The 17685-nt window shown below is 63.7% G+C and carries 16 protein-coding genes; 12 read left to right on the forward strand and 4 right to left on the reverse strand.

Features of this window, described 5'->3' with window-relative positions; genetic code table 11:
- Positions 1 to 75 precede the first annotated feature (75 nt).
- Genes AAEO60_RS06280 through AAEO60_RS06290 form a run of 3 tightly spaced genes read right to left on the reverse strand, consistent with a single transcriptional unit; the run spans position 76 to position 1637 of the window.
- The gene (locus AAEO60_RS06280; RefSeq protein WP_341672796.1) at positions 76 to 600 is read right to left on the reverse strand and encodes a PH domain-containing protein; all 525 of its coding nucleotides are present in this window, start codon (positions 598 to 600) and stop codon (positions 76 to 78) included.
- A 25-nt stretch (positions 601 to 625) separates the two neighbouring features.
- Positions 626 to 1126: a vgr related protein gene (locus tag AAEO60_RS06285; RefSeq protein ID WP_341672797.1), complete on the reverse strand. Its 501-nt coding sequence runs from the start codon at positions 1124 to 1126 to the stop codon at positions 626 to 628.
- A 13-nt stretch (positions 1127 to 1139) separates the two neighbouring features.
- Positions 1140 to 1637 (reverse strand): copper chaperone PCu(A)C, encoded by a 498-nt coding sequence (locus tag AAEO60_RS06290; protein ID WP_341672798.1) that lies wholly within the window; start codon positions 1635 to 1637, stop codon positions 1140 to 1142.
- A gap of 174 nt (positions 1638 to 1811) precedes the next feature.
- On the opposite strand from AAEO60_RS06290, the gene dnaK reads away from it, so the two are divergent.
- Positions 1812 to 3749: a molecular chaperone DnaK gene (gene dnaK / locus AAEO60_RS06295; RefSeq protein ID WP_341672799.1), complete on the forward strand. Its 1938-nt coding sequence runs from the start codon at positions 1812 to 1814 to the stop codon at positions 3747 to 3749.
- 71 nt (positions 3750 to 3820) lie between these two features.
- Positions 3821 to 4954 (forward strand): molecular chaperone DnaJ, encoded by a 1134-nt coding sequence (gene dnaJ, locus AAEO60_RS06300; protein ID WP_341672800.1) that lies wholly within the window; start codon positions 3821 to 3823, stop codon positions 4952 to 4954.
- Here dnaJ and AAEO60_RS06305 read toward each other — a convergent pair.
- A complete protein-coding gene (locus tag AAEO60_RS06305; RefSeq protein WP_341672801.1) occupies positions 4951 to 7275 on the reverse strand; it encodes a patatin-like protein in 2325 nt (774 codons plus the stop codon). The two genes, dnaJ and AAEO60_RS06305, sit on opposite strands and share 4 nt — an antisense overlap.
- A 96-nt stretch (positions 7276 to 7371) precedes the next feature.
- Here AAEO60_RS06305 and AAEO60_RS06310 point away from each other — a divergent pair, with 96 nt between their 5' ends.
- The 10 genes from AAEO60_RS06310 (at position 7372) to AAEO60_RS06355 (ending at position 17674) form a co-directional block, all read left to right on the forward strand.
- A complete protein-coding gene (locus tag AAEO60_RS06310) occupies positions 7372 to 8265 on the forward strand; it encodes an MBL fold metallo-hydrolase (RefSeq protein ID WP_341672802.1) in 894 nt (297 codons plus the stop codon).
- A 45-nt stretch (positions 8266 to 8310) separates the two neighbouring features.
- Positions 8311 to 9678 (forward strand): DNA repair protein RadA, encoded by a 1368-nt coding sequence (gene radA / locus AAEO60_RS06315; protein ID WP_341672803.1) that lies wholly within the window; start codon positions 8311 to 8313, stop codon positions 9676 to 9678.
- Positions 9679 to 9690: 12 nt separating this feature from the next.
- Positions 9691 to 10209 carry a CvpA family protein gene (locus tag AAEO60_RS06320; protein WP_341672804.1) on the forward strand — a complete coding sequence of 173 codons (519 nt, stop codon included), beginning with the start codon at positions 9691 to 9693 and terminating at the stop codon, positions 10207 to 10209.
- The gene (locus tag AAEO60_RS06325) at positions 10206 to 10631 is read left to right on the forward strand and encodes an iron-sulfur cluster assembly scaffold protein (protein WP_341672805.1); all 426 of its coding nucleotides are present in this window, start codon (positions 10206 to 10208) and stop codon (positions 10629 to 10631) included. Before AAEO60_RS06320 ends, AAEO60_RS06325 begins: the two co-directional genes overlap by 4 nt.
- A gap of 36 nt (positions 10632 to 10667) precedes the next feature.
- The gene (locus AAEO60_RS06330; protein ID WP_423970100.1) at positions 10668 to 12293 is read left to right on the forward strand and encodes an MFS transporter; all 1626 of its coding nucleotides are present in this window, start codon (positions 10668 to 10670) and stop codon (positions 12291 to 12293) included.
- Positions 12280 to 13329, forward strand: coding sequence for an alanine racemase (gene alr / locus AAEO60_RS06335; RefSeq protein WP_341672807.1), 1050 nt, complete (start codon positions 12280 to 12282; stop codon positions 13327 to 13329). The genes AAEO60_RS06330 and alr overlap by 14 nt, the downstream gene beginning before the upstream one ends.
- Positions 13330 to 13399: 70 nt before the next feature.
- The gene (gene phaR / locus AAEO60_RS06340; protein ID WP_341672808.1) at positions 13400 to 13963 is read left to right on the forward strand and encodes a polyhydroxyalkanoate synthesis repressor PhaR; all 564 of its coding nucleotides are present in this window, start codon (positions 13400 to 13402) and stop codon (positions 13961 to 13963) included.
- Between the two features lie 100 nt (positions 13964 to 14063).
- Positions 14064 to 15608 (forward strand): aminoacyl--tRNA ligase-related protein, encoded by a 1545-nt coding sequence (locus tag AAEO60_RS06345; protein ID WP_341672809.1) that lies wholly within the window; start codon positions 14064 to 14066, stop codon positions 15606 to 15608.
- A 27-nt stretch (positions 15609 to 15635) separates the two neighbouring features.
- Complete coding sequence (locus AAEO60_RS06350) at positions 15636 to 16220, forward strand: DUF805 domain-containing protein (RefSeq protein ID WP_341672810.1); 585 nt, start codon at positions 15636 to 15638, stop codon at positions 16218 to 16220.
- 101 nt (positions 16221 to 16321) lie between these two features.
- Entirely contained in the window at positions 16322 to 17674 is a 1353-nt protein-coding gene (locus AAEO60_RS06355; protein ID WP_341672811.1) for a M28 family peptidase, read from the forward strand.
- Positions 17675 to 17685: the final 11 nt, after the last annotated feature.

Genomic DNA, 17685 nt, shown 5'->3' on the forward strand with positions numbered 1-17685 from the left:
CGCCGGGCGCGGGTTGGGCCGCCCGGACAATGGTACAGATGGTATCAATTGAAACTGGTTAGGGCAAGCGCTGCACTAGTCCCCTGTGGAAGCCCCGCCAAAGTGGTCATGCGCCATGTCCAGCTCGCGCACCCCGCGCCGTTCGCGGGCAGCATCGACAAGGCGGCGGATTTCCTCGCGGCGATGCTCGGCGTGCGGGACGTAGGGCATAACCAGATGACCGTTGCGCGTGGTCTCGTCGCTGGAGGTGATGGTGATCGAACCTATCCCTGCGATCTGGTTGAGCAGGCTGAAATTCATGCGCACGTCCTTGACGCGGTACAGTTCGATCTCGTCGATCGACTTCATGATGATGCCGCGACGCACCTTCAATCGGTTGGCGTCGAGCTCGTAGCGAACGCTGGCAACCTGAAGCCACTTGGCCAGCACGATCAGCACGGCGAGCAGGGTCAACAGCAGCGGCCAGGGACCCCAGTTGCCCGCCGCTCCCACCAGGATGGCGATACCAGCCACGCCGAGCGCAAGTGTGCCGAGGCCCGCCAGCGTTCCCCACAGCCAGCGGCCAAGCGACGGGCGGAAAACATCGCGTTCATTGTCCATGCAACGTGCCTCCTCGCATTCGTACCTACTGCCCCTGAGCGAAATTCACTAGCACATCATATGCCGCTGGATCGCTCACCCCTGCCAGCCTTGCGCCGTTGCGCAACAGGAAGGCGTGTTCGACAATTCGCGCCTGCTGCTCGATCCCGTACTTTTCCAGCGGCCAGCCCGGCTTCAGGGCATAGTCGTAGGTAGCCCAGGGCATGCGGTTGAAGATCAGGTACCAGTCGCCACGGGTCTGGGTTTGCCAGACGTGCGTCATCTCGTGAATGAACAGGGCTTGCCGCTTCAACGGAGCAAAAGCGAAGTCGTCGCAGTAGGCGTTGCCCAGCGGGTGGAAATGGATGTGTCCGCGCGGCGCCATGGTCACCTTCTTCGGTTGGAAGAAGGCCCATTTGCGCCGCCTGATGGTCACCTTTGAATAGTCGATCGCGTCCCCGAAGATGGATCGGGCGAGTGTTACCTCACCTGCCGTCAGCGAACGGGTGCCGCCAATCGGGCAGGATGACGCGACCGGATCATTCATCCTTCAGCGCTGATTATTCCGCATCGGCTTCAGCTTCCGGCGTGTCCCCGGGAGCGCGGATGGCCACCGGGAAGCTGCACTTGTCGCCGCGCACGAAGGTCAGCGTGACCTCAGTCTCGCCGCCGACAGCCAGTTCTTCGCCCGGCTGCATGGCCATGACGTGCAGGCCGCCCGGCTCGAAGGCAATGCTTTCACCTGCGGGCACGTCTAGCTGCAGCACCTCGTCCATCGACGGCTGCAGGTTCCAGGTCCCCATTTCGTGCAGGGCAGCGCTGCCTGCACCGGCCACGTCTGCAGCTGCGATCATCTTCGCTTCTTCGCCGTTGTTGGTGATGGTGAAATAGACCGCAGCCGGATCACCCGCCACAGCCGCCATGGACATCCACCCGCCGTCTACCTCAATTCCGGGAGGGCAGTCGGGAACCTCGGCAACCACTTCTTCCGCGGGTTCATCGCCGCAGGCCGCCAGTGCCAGGATCGCCATGCTGGCCAAAATGCTCTTGCTGTTCATTGCATTCCTCTCCGTCAATCTCGGGGAATTTCTAGGCGCGGACCGCCCTTGTGCCAAGCAAAACCGCACCTATATCCCGGCTCAAGACATAGCTTTTCTCGAGCTGCCGAATGGCTTCGCCGCTTACGTGGGGAGCCCACCGCGCAGCGTCCAACACGAAAGAGACGGGGTAATATGAGTAAGATTATCGGTATCGACCTGGGCACCACCAACAGCTGCGTATCCGTAATGGAAGGCGGCAAACCCAAGGTTATCGAAAACTCCGAAGGCGCGCGTACCACGCCTTCGATCGTGGCCTTCACCAAGGACGGTGAACGCCTGATCGGCCAGCCTGCAAAGCGCCAGGCCGTGACCAATCCGGACAACACGCTGTTCGCGATCAAGCGCCTTATCGGCCGCCGGTTCGACGATCCCACCACCAAGAAGGACATGGACATCGTCCCCTATGACATCGTCAAGGGCAAGAACGGCGATGCCTGGGTCGAAGCGGGCGGCGAGGAATATTCGCCCAGCCAGATTTCCGCCTTCATCCTGCAGAAGATGAAAGAAACCGCCGAGAGCTATCTTGGCGAAACCGTGACCAAGGCCGTGATCACCGTTCCGGCCTACTTCAACGACGCGCAGCGCCAGGCGACCAAGGACGCCGGCCAGATCGCCGGTCTTGAAGTCGAACGCATCATCAACGAACCGACTGCCGCGGCGCTCGCCTATGGCATGGACAAGGAAGACGGCAAGACCATCGCCGTTTACGACCTTGGCGGCGGTACCTTCGACGTTTCCATCCTCGAAATCGGTGATGGCGTGTTCGAAGTGAAGTCGACCAACGGCGATACCTTCCTCGGCGGTGAAGACTTCGACAACGTGATCGTCGAATACCTGGCCGACCAGTTCAAGTCGAAGGAGAACATGGATCTCCGCACCGACAAGCTGGCCCTGCAGCGCCTAAAGGAAGCTGCCGAAAAGGCCAAGATCGAGCTGTCGAGCTCGCAGTCGACCGAAGTCAACCTGCCCTTCATCACCGCGCGCATGGAAGGTGGCTCGTCCACCCCGCTGCACCTCGTCGAGACGATTTCGCGCTCGAAGCTGGAGCAGCTGGTGGGTGACCTCATCAAGCGCACGCTGGAGCCGTGCAAGAAGGCCCTTGAGGACGCTGGCGTGTCCAAGGACCAGATCGACGAGGTTATCCTCGTTGGCGGCATGACCCGCATGCCCAAGGTGCGCGAAGTCGTTGAAGGCTTCTTCGGTTCCAAGCCGCATACCGGCGTGAACCCGGACGAAGTGGTGGCCATGGGTGCTGCCATCCAGGCTGGCGTGCTGCAGGGCGACGTCAAGGACGTGCTGCTGCTCGACGTGACCCCGCTGTCGCTGGGTATCGAAACGCTGGGCGGCATCATGACCCGCATGATCGACCGCAACACCACGATCCCGACCAAGAAGACGCAGGTCTACTCCACCGCCGAAGACAACCAGGGCGCAGTGACGATCCGCGTGTTCCAGGGCGAGCGCGAAATGGCCGCAGACAACAAGCTGCTCGGCCAGTTCGACCTCGTCGGCATCCCGCCGGCTCCGCGCGGCGTACCGCAGATCGAGGTGACCTTCGACATCGACGCCAACGGCATCGTCAACGTGTCCGCCAAGGACAAGGGCACCGGCAAGGAACAGCAGATCCGCATCCAGGCCTCGGGTGGCCTGTCGGACGCCGACATCGATCAGATGGTGCAGGACGCCGAAAAGTTCGCCGACGAGGACAAGAAGCGCCGCGAGGCCGCCGAAGTCCGCAACAACCTCGACAGCCTGGTCCACGCGACCGAAAAGCAGCTGGAAGAGAACGGCGACAAGATCGACGCTGGCCTGAAGGGCGAGATCGAAACCGCCGTCAAGGATGCCAAGGAGGCGCTCGAAGGCGACGATCTTGATGCCATGAAGGCGAAGAGCGAAGCCCTGACGCAGGTGGCCATGAAGATGGGCCAGGCCATCTACGAAAAGGAACAGGCCGCTGGTGCCGAAGCATCTGCCGATGCAGCTGCCAGCGAAGACGCTTCCAAGCCTTCGGAAGAAGAGGAAGTTGTCGAAGCCGAGTTCACTGAAGTGGACGACGAGAACAAGTCGTAATCCGACGATGAAAAAGCTGTCCGCCACCGACGCGCCCTGCGCCGGTGGCGGTATGCTTCGAGGGATCACGAATGTCCGCTACTGAAATCGATTTCTACGAACTGCTGGGCGTGTCGCGCGATGCCGACGGCTCGAGCATCAAGTCTGCCTATCGCAAGATGGCGATGAAGTATCACCCGGACCGCAATCCGGGCGATGCCGAGGCGGAAGCCCAGTTCAAGGCCTGCAGCGCTGCCTACGAAGTGCTGAAAGACCCGCAGAAACGTGCTGCCTACGACCGTTACGGCCATGCGGCCTTCCAGCAGGGAGGTGGCGGTGCCGGCCCCGGCGGCATGGGCGGTGCCGATTTCAGCGACCTCGGCGATATTTTCGAGACCATTTTCGGCAGCGCCTTCGGAAGCGGTGGCGGCGGTCGCCAACGGCCCCGTCGCGGTGCCGACCTGCGTTACGACATGCAGGTGACGCTGGAAGAGGCATTCCACGGCAAGGATGCCGAGATCACCGTCGAAGTCGCGTCGCAGTGCGATCCGTGCGGCGGTTCGGGCGCAGAGCCCGGCACTGGCAAGCGGCGCTGTGAACTGTGCGGTGGCCACGGCAAGGTCCGTGCTCAGCAGGGCCTGTTCGTTATCGAGCGTCCGTGCCCGACCTGCAGTGGCCGCGGCGAAGTGCTCGAGCAGCCATGTTCCAGTTGCCGCGGCGAGGGCCGTGTCGACAAGGAACAGGTCTACGAAGTCGACATCCCACCGGGCGTCGACAACGGCACCCGCATCCGCCTTTCAGGAAAGGGTGAGGCAGGGCCGATGGGCGCTCCTCCGGGTGATCTCTACATCTTCGTCCACGTGAAGCCGCACACCGTTTTCGAACGCGAAGGCACGGCGCTGTTCACGCGCGTGCCCGTCAGCTTCACAACCGCTGCGCTCGGTCACACGATCGAGATTCCCGGCCTCGACGGCGAAACCCATGCGATCGACATTCCCGCCGGAATCCAGTCCGGCAAGCAGCTGCGCAAGCGCGGTGCCGGCATGCCGGTATTGCAGGGCCGTGGTCGCGGCGACCTGGTGGTGGAAGTTCAGGTGGAAACGCCCACCAGGCTCAGCAGTCGCCAGAAGGAGCTGCTGCGCGAGTTCCGCGAGACCGAGACGGGCGAGGAATGCCCCGAAAGCCGCGGCTTCCTCGACAAGCTGAAGGAAGCCTTCGGAGGTTAGTTCGCACCAAGCTTGGCGACGATCTCCGCGCGCAAGGCGGCGACCAGTTCGGGCTTGCAGTTGCCGCTTTTCTCTTCCTCGTCGCAAATGGCCAGGAAGGCGTCTCGCTTCACGGCGAGGCAGGCAGCATTGTCGTAACCGTGGGGCACGGTCGAGCAGACCAGGTCGATCATTCGTTCCGCCCCGTGGAAACGCCCCCAGAGGTAGTCGTTCTCGCGATAGGCGCGGCTGAAGAAGGCGCCGAAGTTGAAGAACTCCGTCCCGCGCAGGGTTGCCGCCGTGCCGCCTTCGCGGATGGCGGAACAATCTTCCGGGCTGATCCGGTCCACCTTCACCGGATCGAACTCTGTCAGGCCTTCGTTGCGCACCAGCGGCAGGGTGGAAACGTCGTAGAAGGGGAAGCCAAGGTAAGCGAGCAGCACGCGCCGCCGCAGGTCGCGCGGCATGGCTGCCAGCGCCTCTACCAGCACCTCTTCGGCGGCTTCGTCCGTAGCCCGCAGCGCGCGCCGGTCGGCCAGCGCGTCGAGGAAGGCGCCCGGATCTTCCAGCACCCGCGCAGCAATGTCCGGGAAGTCATCTCCCAGCCCCGCCACGTCCTCACGCGCAAAATAGAGCGCCAGCGCGCGGTAGACCGCGTCGCGGGCATCCTGCAGGCCTGCATCGGAAACCTCCGGATCAAGCTCCCAGTCACGCGACAGGCGCCGCGCCAGCAGCCGCAACCGGCGCACGCGGAAGACGAGGTCGTGATCGCGGAAGAAGTCTATAGCCGCCTCGCTGGCACCGCCACCACCTTTGCCAGCCCCCAGACCCCGCAGTCCTCGCTCGTCGATCTTGGCACGCAAGCGCAAGGCGATGGTGTCGACGGATGGCATGTCGAGGCTGGACGACGCGGAGCGGGCAAGCTCGGCAAGCCGGTCGATTATGCCGCTCAGCTTGGCCTGCGCGTAGGAATGGAAGGCATAACCTGCACGATGCGCCGCAGCCTCCTGCGCCTTTGCGCGCCAACCCGCGAGCCGTTTGCGCGTAGGCCGATCAAGGAACAGCGTGTGGCCGAACAGTTTCTCGACCGCCGCATCGACTTCCGGCCGCAAGGCATTGACCATCAGGCGCAGCTTTTCGGCTTCGCGCGTCTGGTGTTCCAGGACCTCCAGGTTGTCGCGGATGGGCTGTTCGCGGGGGATTCCGGAGAGCGAGCCGATAATGGCAGCGAAGAAACTGACCGGCTTCACCTCGTCCCCATGCTCTGGTCGCGCCTGGCGCGGGGAGGGGTCGATATAGACGAACCGCCGGTCCACCTCGCGCTGGGCCGGGCGCGTGCTCAGCCGCTCGATGGCTCCGGCGAAGGGCGCGTTGACCAGCACCGAACCATCTACCAGTGCCACATGCTCGGTCGTTCCGCGCTCGACGTGGACGGGCATGACCCGGCGGAGGAACTCCTCGCGCCCCGGCCAATCACCGTCGCACAAGTCGTCGATCTCGGCGATGCGGAGCGGGGGGAATGCGCCCGGGAAACTCGCCGTGGCGCGAGCCGCAAGGGTCAACTCGCACAAGGGCGCAAGGACATGCCCGCCATCCCCCGGCACCTTGCTGCGAAAGCCGATGGGCATGCGGTGCTCCGGCTCTTCCACCTGCGGCGGAGAGTTGAGGCGCAACGTCTCCAGACGTCCGCGAAAGTCGGTGGCGGTAACCAGCAGGTCCAGCGGGTGGCGTTCGGGCAAAAGGGGCGGCCCGGCGGGTGTCTTTTCCATCGCCTGCAGGGCATCGTGGATCAGCCGGGAGAAGCCCGGTCCGGAGAACGGCGGCTCGAACCAGCGTCCGCGCACCAGCCTGGAAATCTTGTGGCGAACCTCCTTGCGGGTTTCCACCGCCACCGTCTCCTCCACGGTGTTGCCCGGCCCGCGCGTGAGGTACCAGACGAAAGGCCGCATATAGCCGCGTGCCATCAGGTCGGACCACGGACGCGCCTGCGGATCGACCAGGTTCTCGACATCTGCCGTGTCGAGCCACAGTTCCGTCAGCGGTTCCAGGCTGCGCCCCGAGTGGATCGCCTGCGCGAGGAACACCGCGTTGATCCCGCCAGCGCTGGCGCCGGTGATGATATCCGGCAACACGCGCAGGCGCAGGTCATGCTGCGTTTCAAGCTCGTTGAGCATGCGCTGGTAGACTGCCTCGGACCCTGTCTCGTGCAAGGCGTCAGGCGAATGGTGCGCCTGGCTGGCGCGGGCGAGCTTCCACAGCTCCTTCGTGACGCCGTGCATGTAGACTGCCAGGCTGACGCCGCCGTAGCAGACTAGCGCGATCCTGAGTTCCTTCTGCCGCATGGCGCGCTTGATGGCAGATGCGCGGCCTTCACGCTAGCCGCTCGACACTAACCGGAAGGACGGATAACCTTGCCGCCGAAATGGGGAGGGTTACCGATGAGAACTACCGTTGCCGCACTGCTGGCCTGCACCGCCATTGCCAGCCCCGTCTTGGCGCAGGACATGGACGACGTTGAAATCCGCGCGGTGGAACTGCGCCCCGGGGTCGCTGTCCTGTTCGGCAACGGCGGCAATATCGGAGTCAGCTACGGTGAAGACGGCACGATCCTGGTAGACGATCAGTTCGCGGTGCTCAGCGACCGGATCATGGCGGCCGTGGCGGGACTTGGTGCAGAACCCGTGCAATACGTCATCAACACCCATTGGCACTTCGATCACGCGGGCGGCAACGAACCTTTCGGCGAGGCCGGGGCAATCATCGTGGCCCACGACAATGTCCGCGCCCGGCTGGCGTCGGGCGGCACCGTGCTCGGCAATGTCGAGCCTCCCGCACCCGAAGTCGCCTTGCCGGTGCTGACCTACGACCAGGGCATGACGATCCACGCCAACGGCGACCAGATCGACCTCATGTACCTTGGCGGCGGCCACACCGACGGCGATACCGTGGTATTCTGGCGCGAGGCCAACGTCGTCCACATGGGCGACAATTTCATGCACCAGGCGGGCTGGCCATTCATCGACATCGAAAGCGGCGGCAACGTCGAACACCTGCTGGCGTCGCTGGGCCGAGTGCTGGCGATGATCGACGATGACACCGTCGTGATTCCGGGCCACGGGGGAATCACCGACCGTGCTGGCCTCGCCGCATTCCGCGCCATGGTTGCCGACGGGGTCGACCGGGTGCGAGCCTTGCGGGAGGAGGGCATGACGCTGGAGCAGGCAGTTGCCGCGCAACCGGTTGCAGGCCTGTCCAACACGGCCAACGGCTTCATCTCTGACGATGCCTTCGTCACTGCGGTCTGGCACAGCCTGGACGCACATCGCCACTGACAAGCGCACTTGTGTTCCATGTTTGTTCCGTATAGCTAGGCAGCCATGGCCAAGCCCAAGAAACGCTACATTTGCACCGAATGCGGCAGCGTCGCCTCACGCTGGCAGGGCCAGTGCGGCGAGTGCCAGGAATGGAACACGCTGGTGGAGGATGCCCCCGACACCAAGTTCGCCGCCAAGCACGATCTTTCCAGCGGAGGGAGGGCGCTGGCCTTCGAATCGCTCGATGCGCCCACCAAGCCGCTCGCGCGTCGCCCAACCGGCATCGGCGAATTTGATCGGGCACTGGGCGGTGGGCTCGTTCCCGGTGCGGCCATCCTGATGGGCGGCGAGCCGGGTATCGGCAAGTCGACCCTGCTGCTGCAAGCTGCAGCCAGGATTGCCGAGGATGGCGGCTCTGCCGTCTATGTCAGCGGCGAAGAGGCCACGGGACAGGTCCGCATGCGCGCGGGACGGCTAGGCCTCTCCAAGGCCCCGCTCAAACTCGCTGCGGCCACCTCGGTGCGCGATATTCTGACCACCCTCGGGCAGGACAATCCTCCGGACCTGCTCATAGTCGATTCGATCCAGACGATGCATTCCGACATGATCGAAGGCGCACCGGGAACGGTCAGCCAGGTCCGCGCTTCTGCTTTCGAACTGATCCGCTTCGCCAAGGAGAAAGGCACCGCGCTGGTGCTGGTCGGCCACGTAACCAAGGACGGCAACATTGCCGGCCCGCGCGTACTGGAACACATGGTCGACACGGTCATGAGCTTCGAGGGCGAACGCAGTCACCAATACCGTATCCTCCGCTGCCTCAAGAACCGCTTCGGCGCGGTGGACGAGATCGGCGTCTTCGCCATGGAAGGCCACGGGCTGGACGAGGTGGCCAACCCATCATCGCTGTTCCTTTCGGGCCGCGACCGGCCCATTGCCGGTGCCGCGGTATTCCCCGCGCTCGAAGGTACGCGTCCGGTGCTTGTAGAGATCCAGGCGCTGATAGTGCGGCTGCAATCGGGTGCCACGCCGCGCCGCGCGGTTGTCGGCTGGGACAGCGGTCGTCTCGCCATGCTGCTGGCCGTGCTCGAATCGCGCTGCGGGCTGAGCTTCTCGACCGCCGAGGTCTATCTCAATGTCGCAGGTGGCTACCGCCTTTCCGACCCGGCGGCAGACCTGGCCGTTGCCGCCGCACTGATGAGTGCTTTGGCGGACAAGCCCCTGGCTGCCAATGCCGTCTGGTTCGGCGAAGTGGCGCTGTCAGGTGAAGTCCGGCCCGTTGCCCACGGCGGTGTCAGGCGGAAGGAAGCGGCAAAGCTCGGATTCGAAACAGCATTTGGTCCACAGGATGGTGGTCAAAGCGTGGCTGGCTTGCGATACTCGGAAGTTGGCAGCGTCACCTCGCTCGTTGACCGGGTGATGGCATCGGCATAACTTCCGCGCCCAATGACCGCTTTTGACCTTATCGTGCTGCTTATCGTCGGCGTTGCTGCCGTGGGTGGCTTCTTGCGCGGCTTCGTGCAGGAAGTGCTTTCCATCATGGCATGGATATTGGCCGTGCTGGCTATCCGTTTCCTCCACACGGACCTGACAGCGGCAGTCCTTGATTTCATGGGTTCCCCCATCACCGCCTCGATCCTCGCTTTCGCGCTATTGCTGCTGGTTCCCTATGCAGGGATGAAACTGATCGCCAGCCGCGCTGCCAACAACGCGCGTACTTCCGTGCTCAACCCGGTCGACAAGGTGCTGGGCTTCGGGTTCGGTGCCTTGAAGGGCCTGATCATCGTCGTTGTCGCCTTCTCGCTGCTGGTGCTGGGCTATGACACGGTCTGGGGTTCCTCGGGTCGCCCCCTCTGGATCGCAGAGGCTCGCACCTACCAACTGGTCGATGCCGGTTCGCGCGAGATGGTGCAGATCATTGCCGAACGGCGCGCGCGCTTGCAGCACGACGACGAAGGCGAATGAGCGCGGAACGGCTGTACACGCCCGACATGCTGGCAGCGGCAGTCGAGCTGGCGAACTATCCCCCTATCGACAATGCCCCGCTACATGGCGAGGCACGCTCGCAGGCCTGCGGTTCAACTCTGGCGATGGACGTCGTGCTGGACGAATCCGGTTCGGTGGAGCGTGTCGGCATGCTGGTGCGGGCATGCGCAGTCGGGCAGGCCGCAGCGACGGTTTTTGCGCGTCACGCCGTCGGCCGAACCCCAGACGAAATCCGCATGGCGCACGACTGCCTTTCCGGCTGGCTGGAGGAAGAGGGCCCCGCGCCGCATTGGCAGGACATCGGCTTGATCGCCCCGGCCCGGGACTACCGCGGACGGCACGGTGCCATGTTGCTGCCGTGGAAGGCGGCAATGGCGGCTCTTTCCAGCACGGCTGCATAACGCTAACTCCCACGGTCAGATTTATCGGGGGATCGCATGGCAAGCACAGCCACAACACCACATCACGAACCAAGCGCGAAGGAAATTCGCATGGTCATTGCCGCCAGTTCGGCAGGTACCGTGTTCGAGTGGTACGACTTCTTCATCTACGGTACGCTGGCGGCTTTCATAAGCACGGCCTTCTTCCCCACCGGGAACGAGACGCTCAGCCTGCTGCTGACCTGGGCCGGTTTTGCCATCGGTTTCGGTTTCCGCCCGTTGGGTGCGATCCTGTTCGGCTACCTGGGTGACCGGCTGGGCCGGAAATATACCTTCCTCGTCACTGTCACGATCATGGGCATCGCGACCGCGGGGGTGGGCTTGGTACCCGCCGAAGCGAGCATCGGCATATTCGCCCCGATCATCGTCATCCTGCTGCGTGTGGCGCAGGGCCTGGCGCTGGGCGGAGAGTATGGCGGCGCGGCAATCTACGTCGCCGAACACGCTCCGTCGCACAAACGCGGGCTCTATACCAGTTTCATCCAGGCAAGTGTGGTCGGCGGCTTCGTGCTGAGCCTGGTTGTCGTGCTGGGATGCCGCTTCCTGATCCCTGCGGATACCTTCGCCGCGTGGGGCTGGCGCGTACCCTTCCTGTTATCGATTGTCCTGCTGGGCATCTCGCTGTGGATGCGCCTGAAGCTCAACGAAAGCCCGGTGTTCCGGGCGCTGAAGGAAGAGGGCGAAACCTCGGCCAACCCCTTCGTCGAAAGTTTCACCTATCCCGGCAACAAAAAGCGCATCTTCATCGCCCTGTTCGGCGTTGCCTGCGGCCTGACGATCATCTTCTACACCGCCTTCTTCTCGACGCTCAGTTTCCTCAAGGGGCCGATGCGGATGGAGGACACGACAGCCGAACTGATCGTCGGCGCGGCTTCGATCGGTGCCGTCATCTGCATGGTCTATTTCGGCAGCCTGTCCGACCGCGTCGGTCGCAAGAAGCCGATCCTGTTGGGCTATATCGCCAGCCTCGTGCTGCTCTTCCCGCTGTTCTGGGGCATCGGTGCATTGGCCAACCCGCAACTGGCAGAAGCAGTCGAAAGCAATCCGGTGCACATCAGCGGACCGGGCTGTGATTACAATCCCTTTGCTGCCGAGCAGGCCACCGAATGCGGACAGCTGATGGGCGAACTGACCGATCAGGGCGTTCCCTATACGGCCTCGGAAAGCGAAAACCTGACGTTCGGCTTCAGTGATTCCACAGGTTACCCGCTGGAAGACGTGCCGGGCAGCGCGGCCAACAGGGCGCTCATCGCCGAACAATTGTCGGCTCGGGGCTATGACCTGCCAGACCAGGTTCCGCCCTTCGTCAATATCCTCGGCGTGTTCGCCATCCTGCTGGTGTTCGGCGCGCTGAGCGGCGCCACCTACGGCCCTGTCGCGGGCCTGCTGTCCGAGATGTTCCCACCCAAGATCCGCTACAGCTCCATGTCGATCCCCTACCATATCGGCGCAGGCTATTTCGGCGGGTTCCTGCCGCTGATCGCCGGCTACCTCGTTGCGCGGTCGGGCGATCTCTATGCCGGCCTCTGGTACACCTGGTGGCTGCTGGTCGTGGCTATCGTGGTGGCTTGGTGGGGCCTGCCGAGCGGACCGCCACGCGATTTCGAAGATGACCCTGCCTGAGCCGCCGCCAGCAAGCCTGCGGCTGGGAATCGACAAGGCAGCACTGGCTGACAACTGGCGCGCGCTGGGCAGGTTGTCCGGCGCGGCCGAGGCCGGGGCCGCGGTCAAGGCCGACGGCTATGGGCTCGGCGTAGATCATGTCCTGCCTGCCTTGCTGGAGGCCGGAGCGCGGCAATTCTTTGTCGCGCACTGGAGTGAAGTGGTGGACCTGCTCAAGCACGTGCCGGGCAAGCAGGTTTCGGTGCTCCACGGCATCAGGAACGCTGACGAAGCCGCCTATGCCAAGGCGACGGGGACCGTGCCGGTCATCAACTCCCTGGCCCAGGCGCATCGCTGGAACGAAGCCGGGGGAGGGACATGCCACCTGATGATCGACAGCGGTATCAACCGGCTCGGCATCGCTCCTGACGAAGCCGGCGATCCAGCGATACAGGCGCTGCGAGTCGACACGCTGATGTCGCATCTCGCTTCGGCGGACGAAGACTCGCCACTCAACGAGCGCCAGCTCGCCACCTTCCGCGACGTGGTGCCGTGGGTGCAGGCCCGGCAGCTCAGCCTCGCCAACAGCGCCGGAATCGCGCTGGGGGCCGACTACCACTTCGACCTCACCAGGCCGGGCCTGTCGCTCTACGGCGGTGTTCCGCGGCCCGAGCTGGCAGAGGCAATCCGGCCAGTGGTCACCGTCGAAGCCGCAGTGCTGCAAGTGCGCAACCTGCAACCGGGTGACGTTGTTGGATACAATGCTGTCTGGCGCGCGCAAAAGCCGACGCGTGCGGCAACCATTTCGTTAGGGTATGCTGACGGAATATTACGCTGCTGGGCACAGGGCGGTGCGTTGCAGCATGGGGGAGACCAGCTTCCCATCATTGGCCGGGTGTCCATGGACATGGTGGTGGTGGACTGCGGCGAGAACGATCTGAAGGAAGGCGATTTCTGCAATTTTCCCTATGGTTTACCGCAGGCAGCGGAACTTTCCGGCCTTTCGCAGTACGAACTGCTGACCTTGCTGGGGAAGAGGTTTCTGCGACAATCCTAATACACTGAATTGCCATTTCCATGTTGCAAGTGCTAAGGCAGCCCCGGTCGTACAATCAGGGAGCCATGGGATGGCCGCAGAAGACACTACGGGCGAGGCAGCCATCATTATCAAGAAGTACGCCAACCGGCGTCTCTACAACACGCAGTCGTCCAGCTACATTACTCTCGATGACTTGGCGCAGATGGTGCGCACCGGCGTCGACTTCCAGGTTCTCGATGCCAAGACCGGGTCTGACATCACGCACGCCATCCTGACGCAGATCATCATGGAAGAAGAGACGCATGGCGAGCAGATGCTCCCCGTCAGCTTCCTGCGCCAGCTGATCGCCATGTATGGCAATTCGATGCAGGCAATGATGCCGCCCTACCTCGAAGCGGCCATGGCCAATTTCCAGACCAACCAGAACAAGCTGCAGGAAGCCTTCCAGTCGAGCATGGGAACCGATGCCCTGTCGAAGATGGCAGAATCGAACATGGCCATGTTCCAGGCGGCTGCCAGCGCCTTCATGCCGGGAGCCCCCGGCGCGCCGACACCTACTGCCGCACCGACGGCCAGCGAGGGCGACGATATCGACACGCTGCGCGAACAGATGGCGGAAATGCAGCGCAAGCTGGACAAGCTTGGCAAGTAGCCCGCCGCAGACTAGCGGATAAACCTCCTGCACTCTCGACTTGTCGCCAATCCGGCGGCATGCGAGCGTGCCGTTCCCGTTGAATTTTGGAAAGCCTGCCATGTCCGCCATTCGCCACGCTCTCAACACCAAGCGCGAAGACGATTTCGCCGCCTGGTACCAGGAGGTGATCTCCGCCGCCGATATGGCGGAGGAATCGGGTGTGCGCGGCTGCATGGTGATCAAGCCGTGGGGCTACGGCATCTGGGAGCGCATGCAGCGGCTGCTGGATGACCGGATCAAGGCCGCCGGCGTGCAGAACGCCTATTTCCCGCTGTTCATCCCGCTGGGCAATTTCACCCGCGAAGCGGAGCATGTCGACGGCTTCGCCAAGGAAATGGCCGTGGTCACACACCACCGCCTGATCTCAGACGGGAAGGGCGGCCTGATCCCCGATCCCGAAGCCAAGCTGGAAGAGCCGTTGGTGGTGCGCCCGACCTCGGAAACGATCATTGGCGACGCCATGAGCCGCTGGATCCAGTCATGGCGCGACTTGCCGCTGCGGCTCAACCAGTGGGCCAACGTCGTGCGCTGGGAGATGCGCACCCGCATGTTCCTGCGCACCAGCGAGTTCCTGTGGCAGGAAGGCCATTCCGCCCACGCCTCCGCCGAGGAAGCCAAGGCCGAAACCATGATGGCGCTGGAACTGTACCGCTCCTTCGCCGAAGAAGACGCCGCGTTGCCGGTGATCGCTGGCGAGAAGCCGGAGAACGAGCGCTTCCCGGGCGCCGTGGAAACCTGGTCGATTGAAGCCATGATGCAGGACGGCAAGGCCCTGCAGGCGGGCACCAGCCACTATCTCGGCACCAATTTCGCCCAGGCAGCCGACATCCATTACCAGAACCGCGAAGGCCGTGAAGAACTGTGCCACACGGTCAGCTGGGGTATGTCGACCCGCATGGTTGGCGGACTCATCATGACCCACGGCGATGACGACGGCTTGCGCGTCCCGCCCGCTCTCGCGCCGTTCCAGGTGGTGATCCTGCCGATGCTGCGCGACAAGCCCGAAGACGATGCTTTGCTGGCCTATTGCGAGGAGCTGCGCGCGATGATCGCTGGCCAGGGCGCACTGGGAGAGCCCGTGCGCGTGCTGCATGACACCCGTCCGGGCAAGGCTGCCACCAAGCGTTGGGACTGGGTGCGCAAGGGTGCACCCGTCATCATCGAGGTCGGTAGCCGTGACATGGAGAACGGCGCTGTCAGCCTGCTGCGGCGCGATGCCCTGTGGAATGCCGAGACGGGCAAGCCCGCTTTCCAGTCACCCACCCGCGAATTGGCCGCCCAGTCGATCTCGACGATCCTCGCCGATATCCAGAACGGCCTGCTGGTCGAAGCCCGCGAGCGGCGCGAAGCCAACATCGTGCGCGACATCGACACCATGGAGGACCTCGCCGCCCACTTTGGCGAGGATCGCAAGTATCCCGGCTGGGTGGAAGTACAGTGGTCCAAGCCGACAGGCGAGGGGCTGGAAAAGGTGGTGGAACAGCTCAAGGCGCTGCGCCTCACGCTGCGCAACGTGCCCATGCATGTGCCGCCGGCGGACGGCACCTGCATCTTCACCGGTGAGCCGGCGGTCGAAAGGGTGTTCGTAGCGCGCGCCTACTGATATCATTGACATAAGGGAGGCCTGTCGATGATCAACGAAACCAAATATTGCCTGAAGAACGTCACCAATTTCGAGGGGCGCGACGCGCGCCAGACATTCTGGTTCTACGTCCTCTTCCTGGTGCTGCTGCAGTTCGCCATCGGCCTGCTATCAGCGATCCCGTCCATGGCATCTGCATTCGGCAGCAGTCTCGAAGCCGCCCAGTCCGGCATGGATATGGAACGCGTGCAAGCGCGCATGATGGCCGAAATGGCCAACTCGCTCGGGACAATGATGTGGATTGGCGTTGCCACTTCGGCCATTATAACGCTGTTGTTCGTAGCAGCTTTTGTCCGCCGTCTGCATGACGCGGGTTACAGCGGCTGGCTGGCGCTGGTGCCGGTAGTGATCCAGGTGATGGCGATCTACGGGCAAATCGACCAGGCCGACCAATTGCAGCAGATCTTCACCTCGGGTGCCAGTCCTCAACAGATGCAGGCGATGCAGATGGAGGTAAGCTCCAACCCGGTGAATTACATTTCCTGGCTCGGCTACCTGTTCGTGATCGTGTTCGGCGTATTCAAATCGCAGCCAGGCCCGAACCGCTACGGCGAACCGCCGCAGCCGCTCTAGGCGGGCGGGTTGCCGCGCGACCGGCGGGTCGCTCCCGTGATGGGTAACACCTGCAATCAGCCACCTTGCCAAGTCCGCCCGATTGGGCGATTTCTCGCCGCATGCGCTATCTGATCCTGCCAGCGGCATGCATTGCCGCCATCGCCGCTCCTGCCATCGCCCATGACGATCCGGCCGAACCCGTTTCCGCCGAACGCCTGCAAGCCGATGTCGAAACCCTGGTTGGCTTCGGCACGCGGCACACGCTCTCCGGGCTTGACGGAACCGAGCGCGGCATCGGAGCGGCCTTGCGCTGGGGCAGGGCGGAGTTCGAAGAGACCAGCGCGACTTGCGGCGGCTGTCTCGAAGTCAACTATGTCGAGCGCGAGATGAGCGGGCGGCGTATTCCCGAGCCGGTACTGATCCGCAATGCCGTCGCGATCCAGTGGGGCACCGAGCGCCCAAACGAGGTCGTGATTATCCAGGGCCATATCGACAGCCGCGTTTCCGATGTGATGAACGCGGAAGCCGACGCTCCCGGCGCCAACGACAATGCCAGCGGCTCTGCCCTGGTGCTGGAAGCAGCGCGAGCGCTGTCGCAGCACGAATACCCCACCACCATCATATACGCCCTGCTGATGGGGGAAGAGCAGGGCCTCTACGGCGGCAACCTGCTGGCCGACTATGCCACCGAGCAGGGCTGGACGGTGAAGGCCGTGCTCAACAACGACGTGGTCGGCGGATCCTGCGGTTCAGACGGGGTTTGCGATGACAGCCATGTCCGCGTGTTCTCCGAAGGTGTTCGCGCCGACGCCGACGAGGCCACTAGCGCGCAGATGCGCTCCATGGGCGGTGCCAACGACAGCCCCAGCCGCAACCTCTCGCGTTTCCTGGACCAACTGGCCGATACACAGGTGGGCGGTCTTGATGTCCGCCAGACATGGCGCAGCGACCGCATGGGACGAGGCGGGGACCACCTGCCGTTTCTCGACCGCGGCTATCCCGCTATCCGCTTCTCGGTCGCCATCGAAGACTACGAACACCAGCATCAGGACCTGCGCGTCGAGGACGGAGTGACCTACGGCGACACGGTGGACGAAATGGACTTCGATTTCCTCGCCGGCGTCACCCGGCTGAACGTTCAGGCGGCCGACGTGCTCGCCCGCACGCCCATGCCGCCCGTGGTGCAAAGCGACGGTATCGTGCGGCCTGACGTCCTGCTGGAATGGGAGCCTGTCGCCGGCGCGACCAGCTACCGGATCTACCGCCGCCGCACCGACGAGCGCGACTGGAACCTGCGCGAAGTGCTGGCCGCAGACCCTGCCGCGGACCTCAATTCGATCATCCTAGCGCCCGATCGCGGGGACGACTGGATCTTCGGGGTCAGTTCTGTTGCTGCCGACGGGGCGGAAAGCCCGGTCTCCAGCGCCGTGCCGGGCGGGCAATTCTATCCGCTACCGGTCGACAGCGAGTAAGCCAGCCCCCA

It is taken from the genome of Aurantiacibacter gilvus (assembly GCF_038289935.1).
Taxonomy (GTDB): Bacteria; Pseudomonadota; Alphaproteobacteria; order Sphingomonadales; family Sphingomonadaceae; genus Alteraurantiacibacter; species Alteraurantiacibacter gilvus.

What these genes read in the sequence shown, in the direction of transcription:
- AAEO60_RS06280 (WP_341672796.1), bottom strand. Translation starts at nt 600, where the DNA reads ATGGACAATGAACGCGATGTTTTCCGCCCGTCGCTTGGCCGCTGGCTG.
- AAEO60_RS06285 (WP_341672797.1), bottom strand. Translation starts at nt 1,126, where the DNA reads ATGAATGATCCGGTCGCGTCATCCTGCCCGATTGGCGGCACCCGTTCG.
- AAEO60_RS06290 (WP_341672798.1), bottom strand. Translation starts at nt 1,637, where the DNA reads ATGAACAGCAAGAGCATTTTGGCCAGCATGGCGATCCTGGCACTGGCG.
- dnaK (WP_341672799.1), top strand. Translation starts at nt 1,812, where the DNA reads ATGAGTAAGATTATCGGTATCGACCTGGGCACCACCAACAGCTGCGTA.
- dnaJ (WP_341672800.1), top strand. Translation starts at nt 3,821, where the DNA reads ATGTCCGCTACTGAAATCGATTTCTACGAACTGCTGGGCGTGTCGCGC.
- AAEO60_RS06305 (WP_341672801.1), bottom strand. Translation starts at nt 7,275, where the DNA reads ATGCGGCAGAAGGAACTCAGGATCGCGCTAGTCTGCTACGGCGGCGTC.
- AAEO60_RS06310 (WP_341672802.1), top strand. Translation starts at nt 7,372, where the DNA reads ATGAGAACTACCGTTGCCGCACTGCTGGCCTGCACCGCCATTGCCAGC.
- radA (WP_341672803.1), top strand. Translation starts at nt 8,311, where the DNA reads ATGGCCAAGCCCAAGAAACGCTACATTTGCACCGAATGCGGCAGCGTC.
- AAEO60_RS06320 (WP_341672804.1), top strand. Translation starts at nt 9,691, where the DNA reads ATGACCGCTTTTGACCTTATCGTGCTGCTTATCGTCGGCGTTGCTGCC.
- AAEO60_RS06325 (WP_341672805.1), top strand. Translation starts at nt 10,206, where the DNA reads ATGAGCGCGGAACGGCTGTACACGCCCGACATGCTGGCAGCGGCAGTC.
- AAEO60_RS06330 (WP_423970100.1), top strand. Translation starts at nt 10,668, where the DNA reads ATGGCAAGCACAGCCACAACACCACATCACGAACCAAGCGCGAAGGAA.
- alr (WP_341672807.1), top strand. Translation starts at nt 12,280, where the DNA reads ATGACCCTGCCTGAGCCGCCGCCAGCAAGCCTGCGGCTGGGAATCGAC.
- phaR (WP_341672808.1), top strand. Translation starts at nt 13,400, where the DNA reads ATGGCCGCAGAAGACACTACGGGCGAGGCAGCCATCATTATCAAGAAG.
- AAEO60_RS06345 (WP_341672809.1), top strand. Translation starts at nt 14,064, where the DNA reads ATGTCCGCCATTCGCCACGCTCTCAACACCAAGCGCGAAGACGATTTC.
- AAEO60_RS06350 (WP_341672810.1), top strand. Translation starts at nt 15,636, where the DNA reads ATGATCAACGAAACCAAATATTGCCTGAAGAACGTCACCAATTTCGAG.
- AAEO60_RS06355 (WP_341672811.1), top strand. Translation starts at nt 16,322, where the DNA reads ATGCGCTATCTGATCCTGCCAGCGGCATGCATTGCCGCCATCGCCGCT.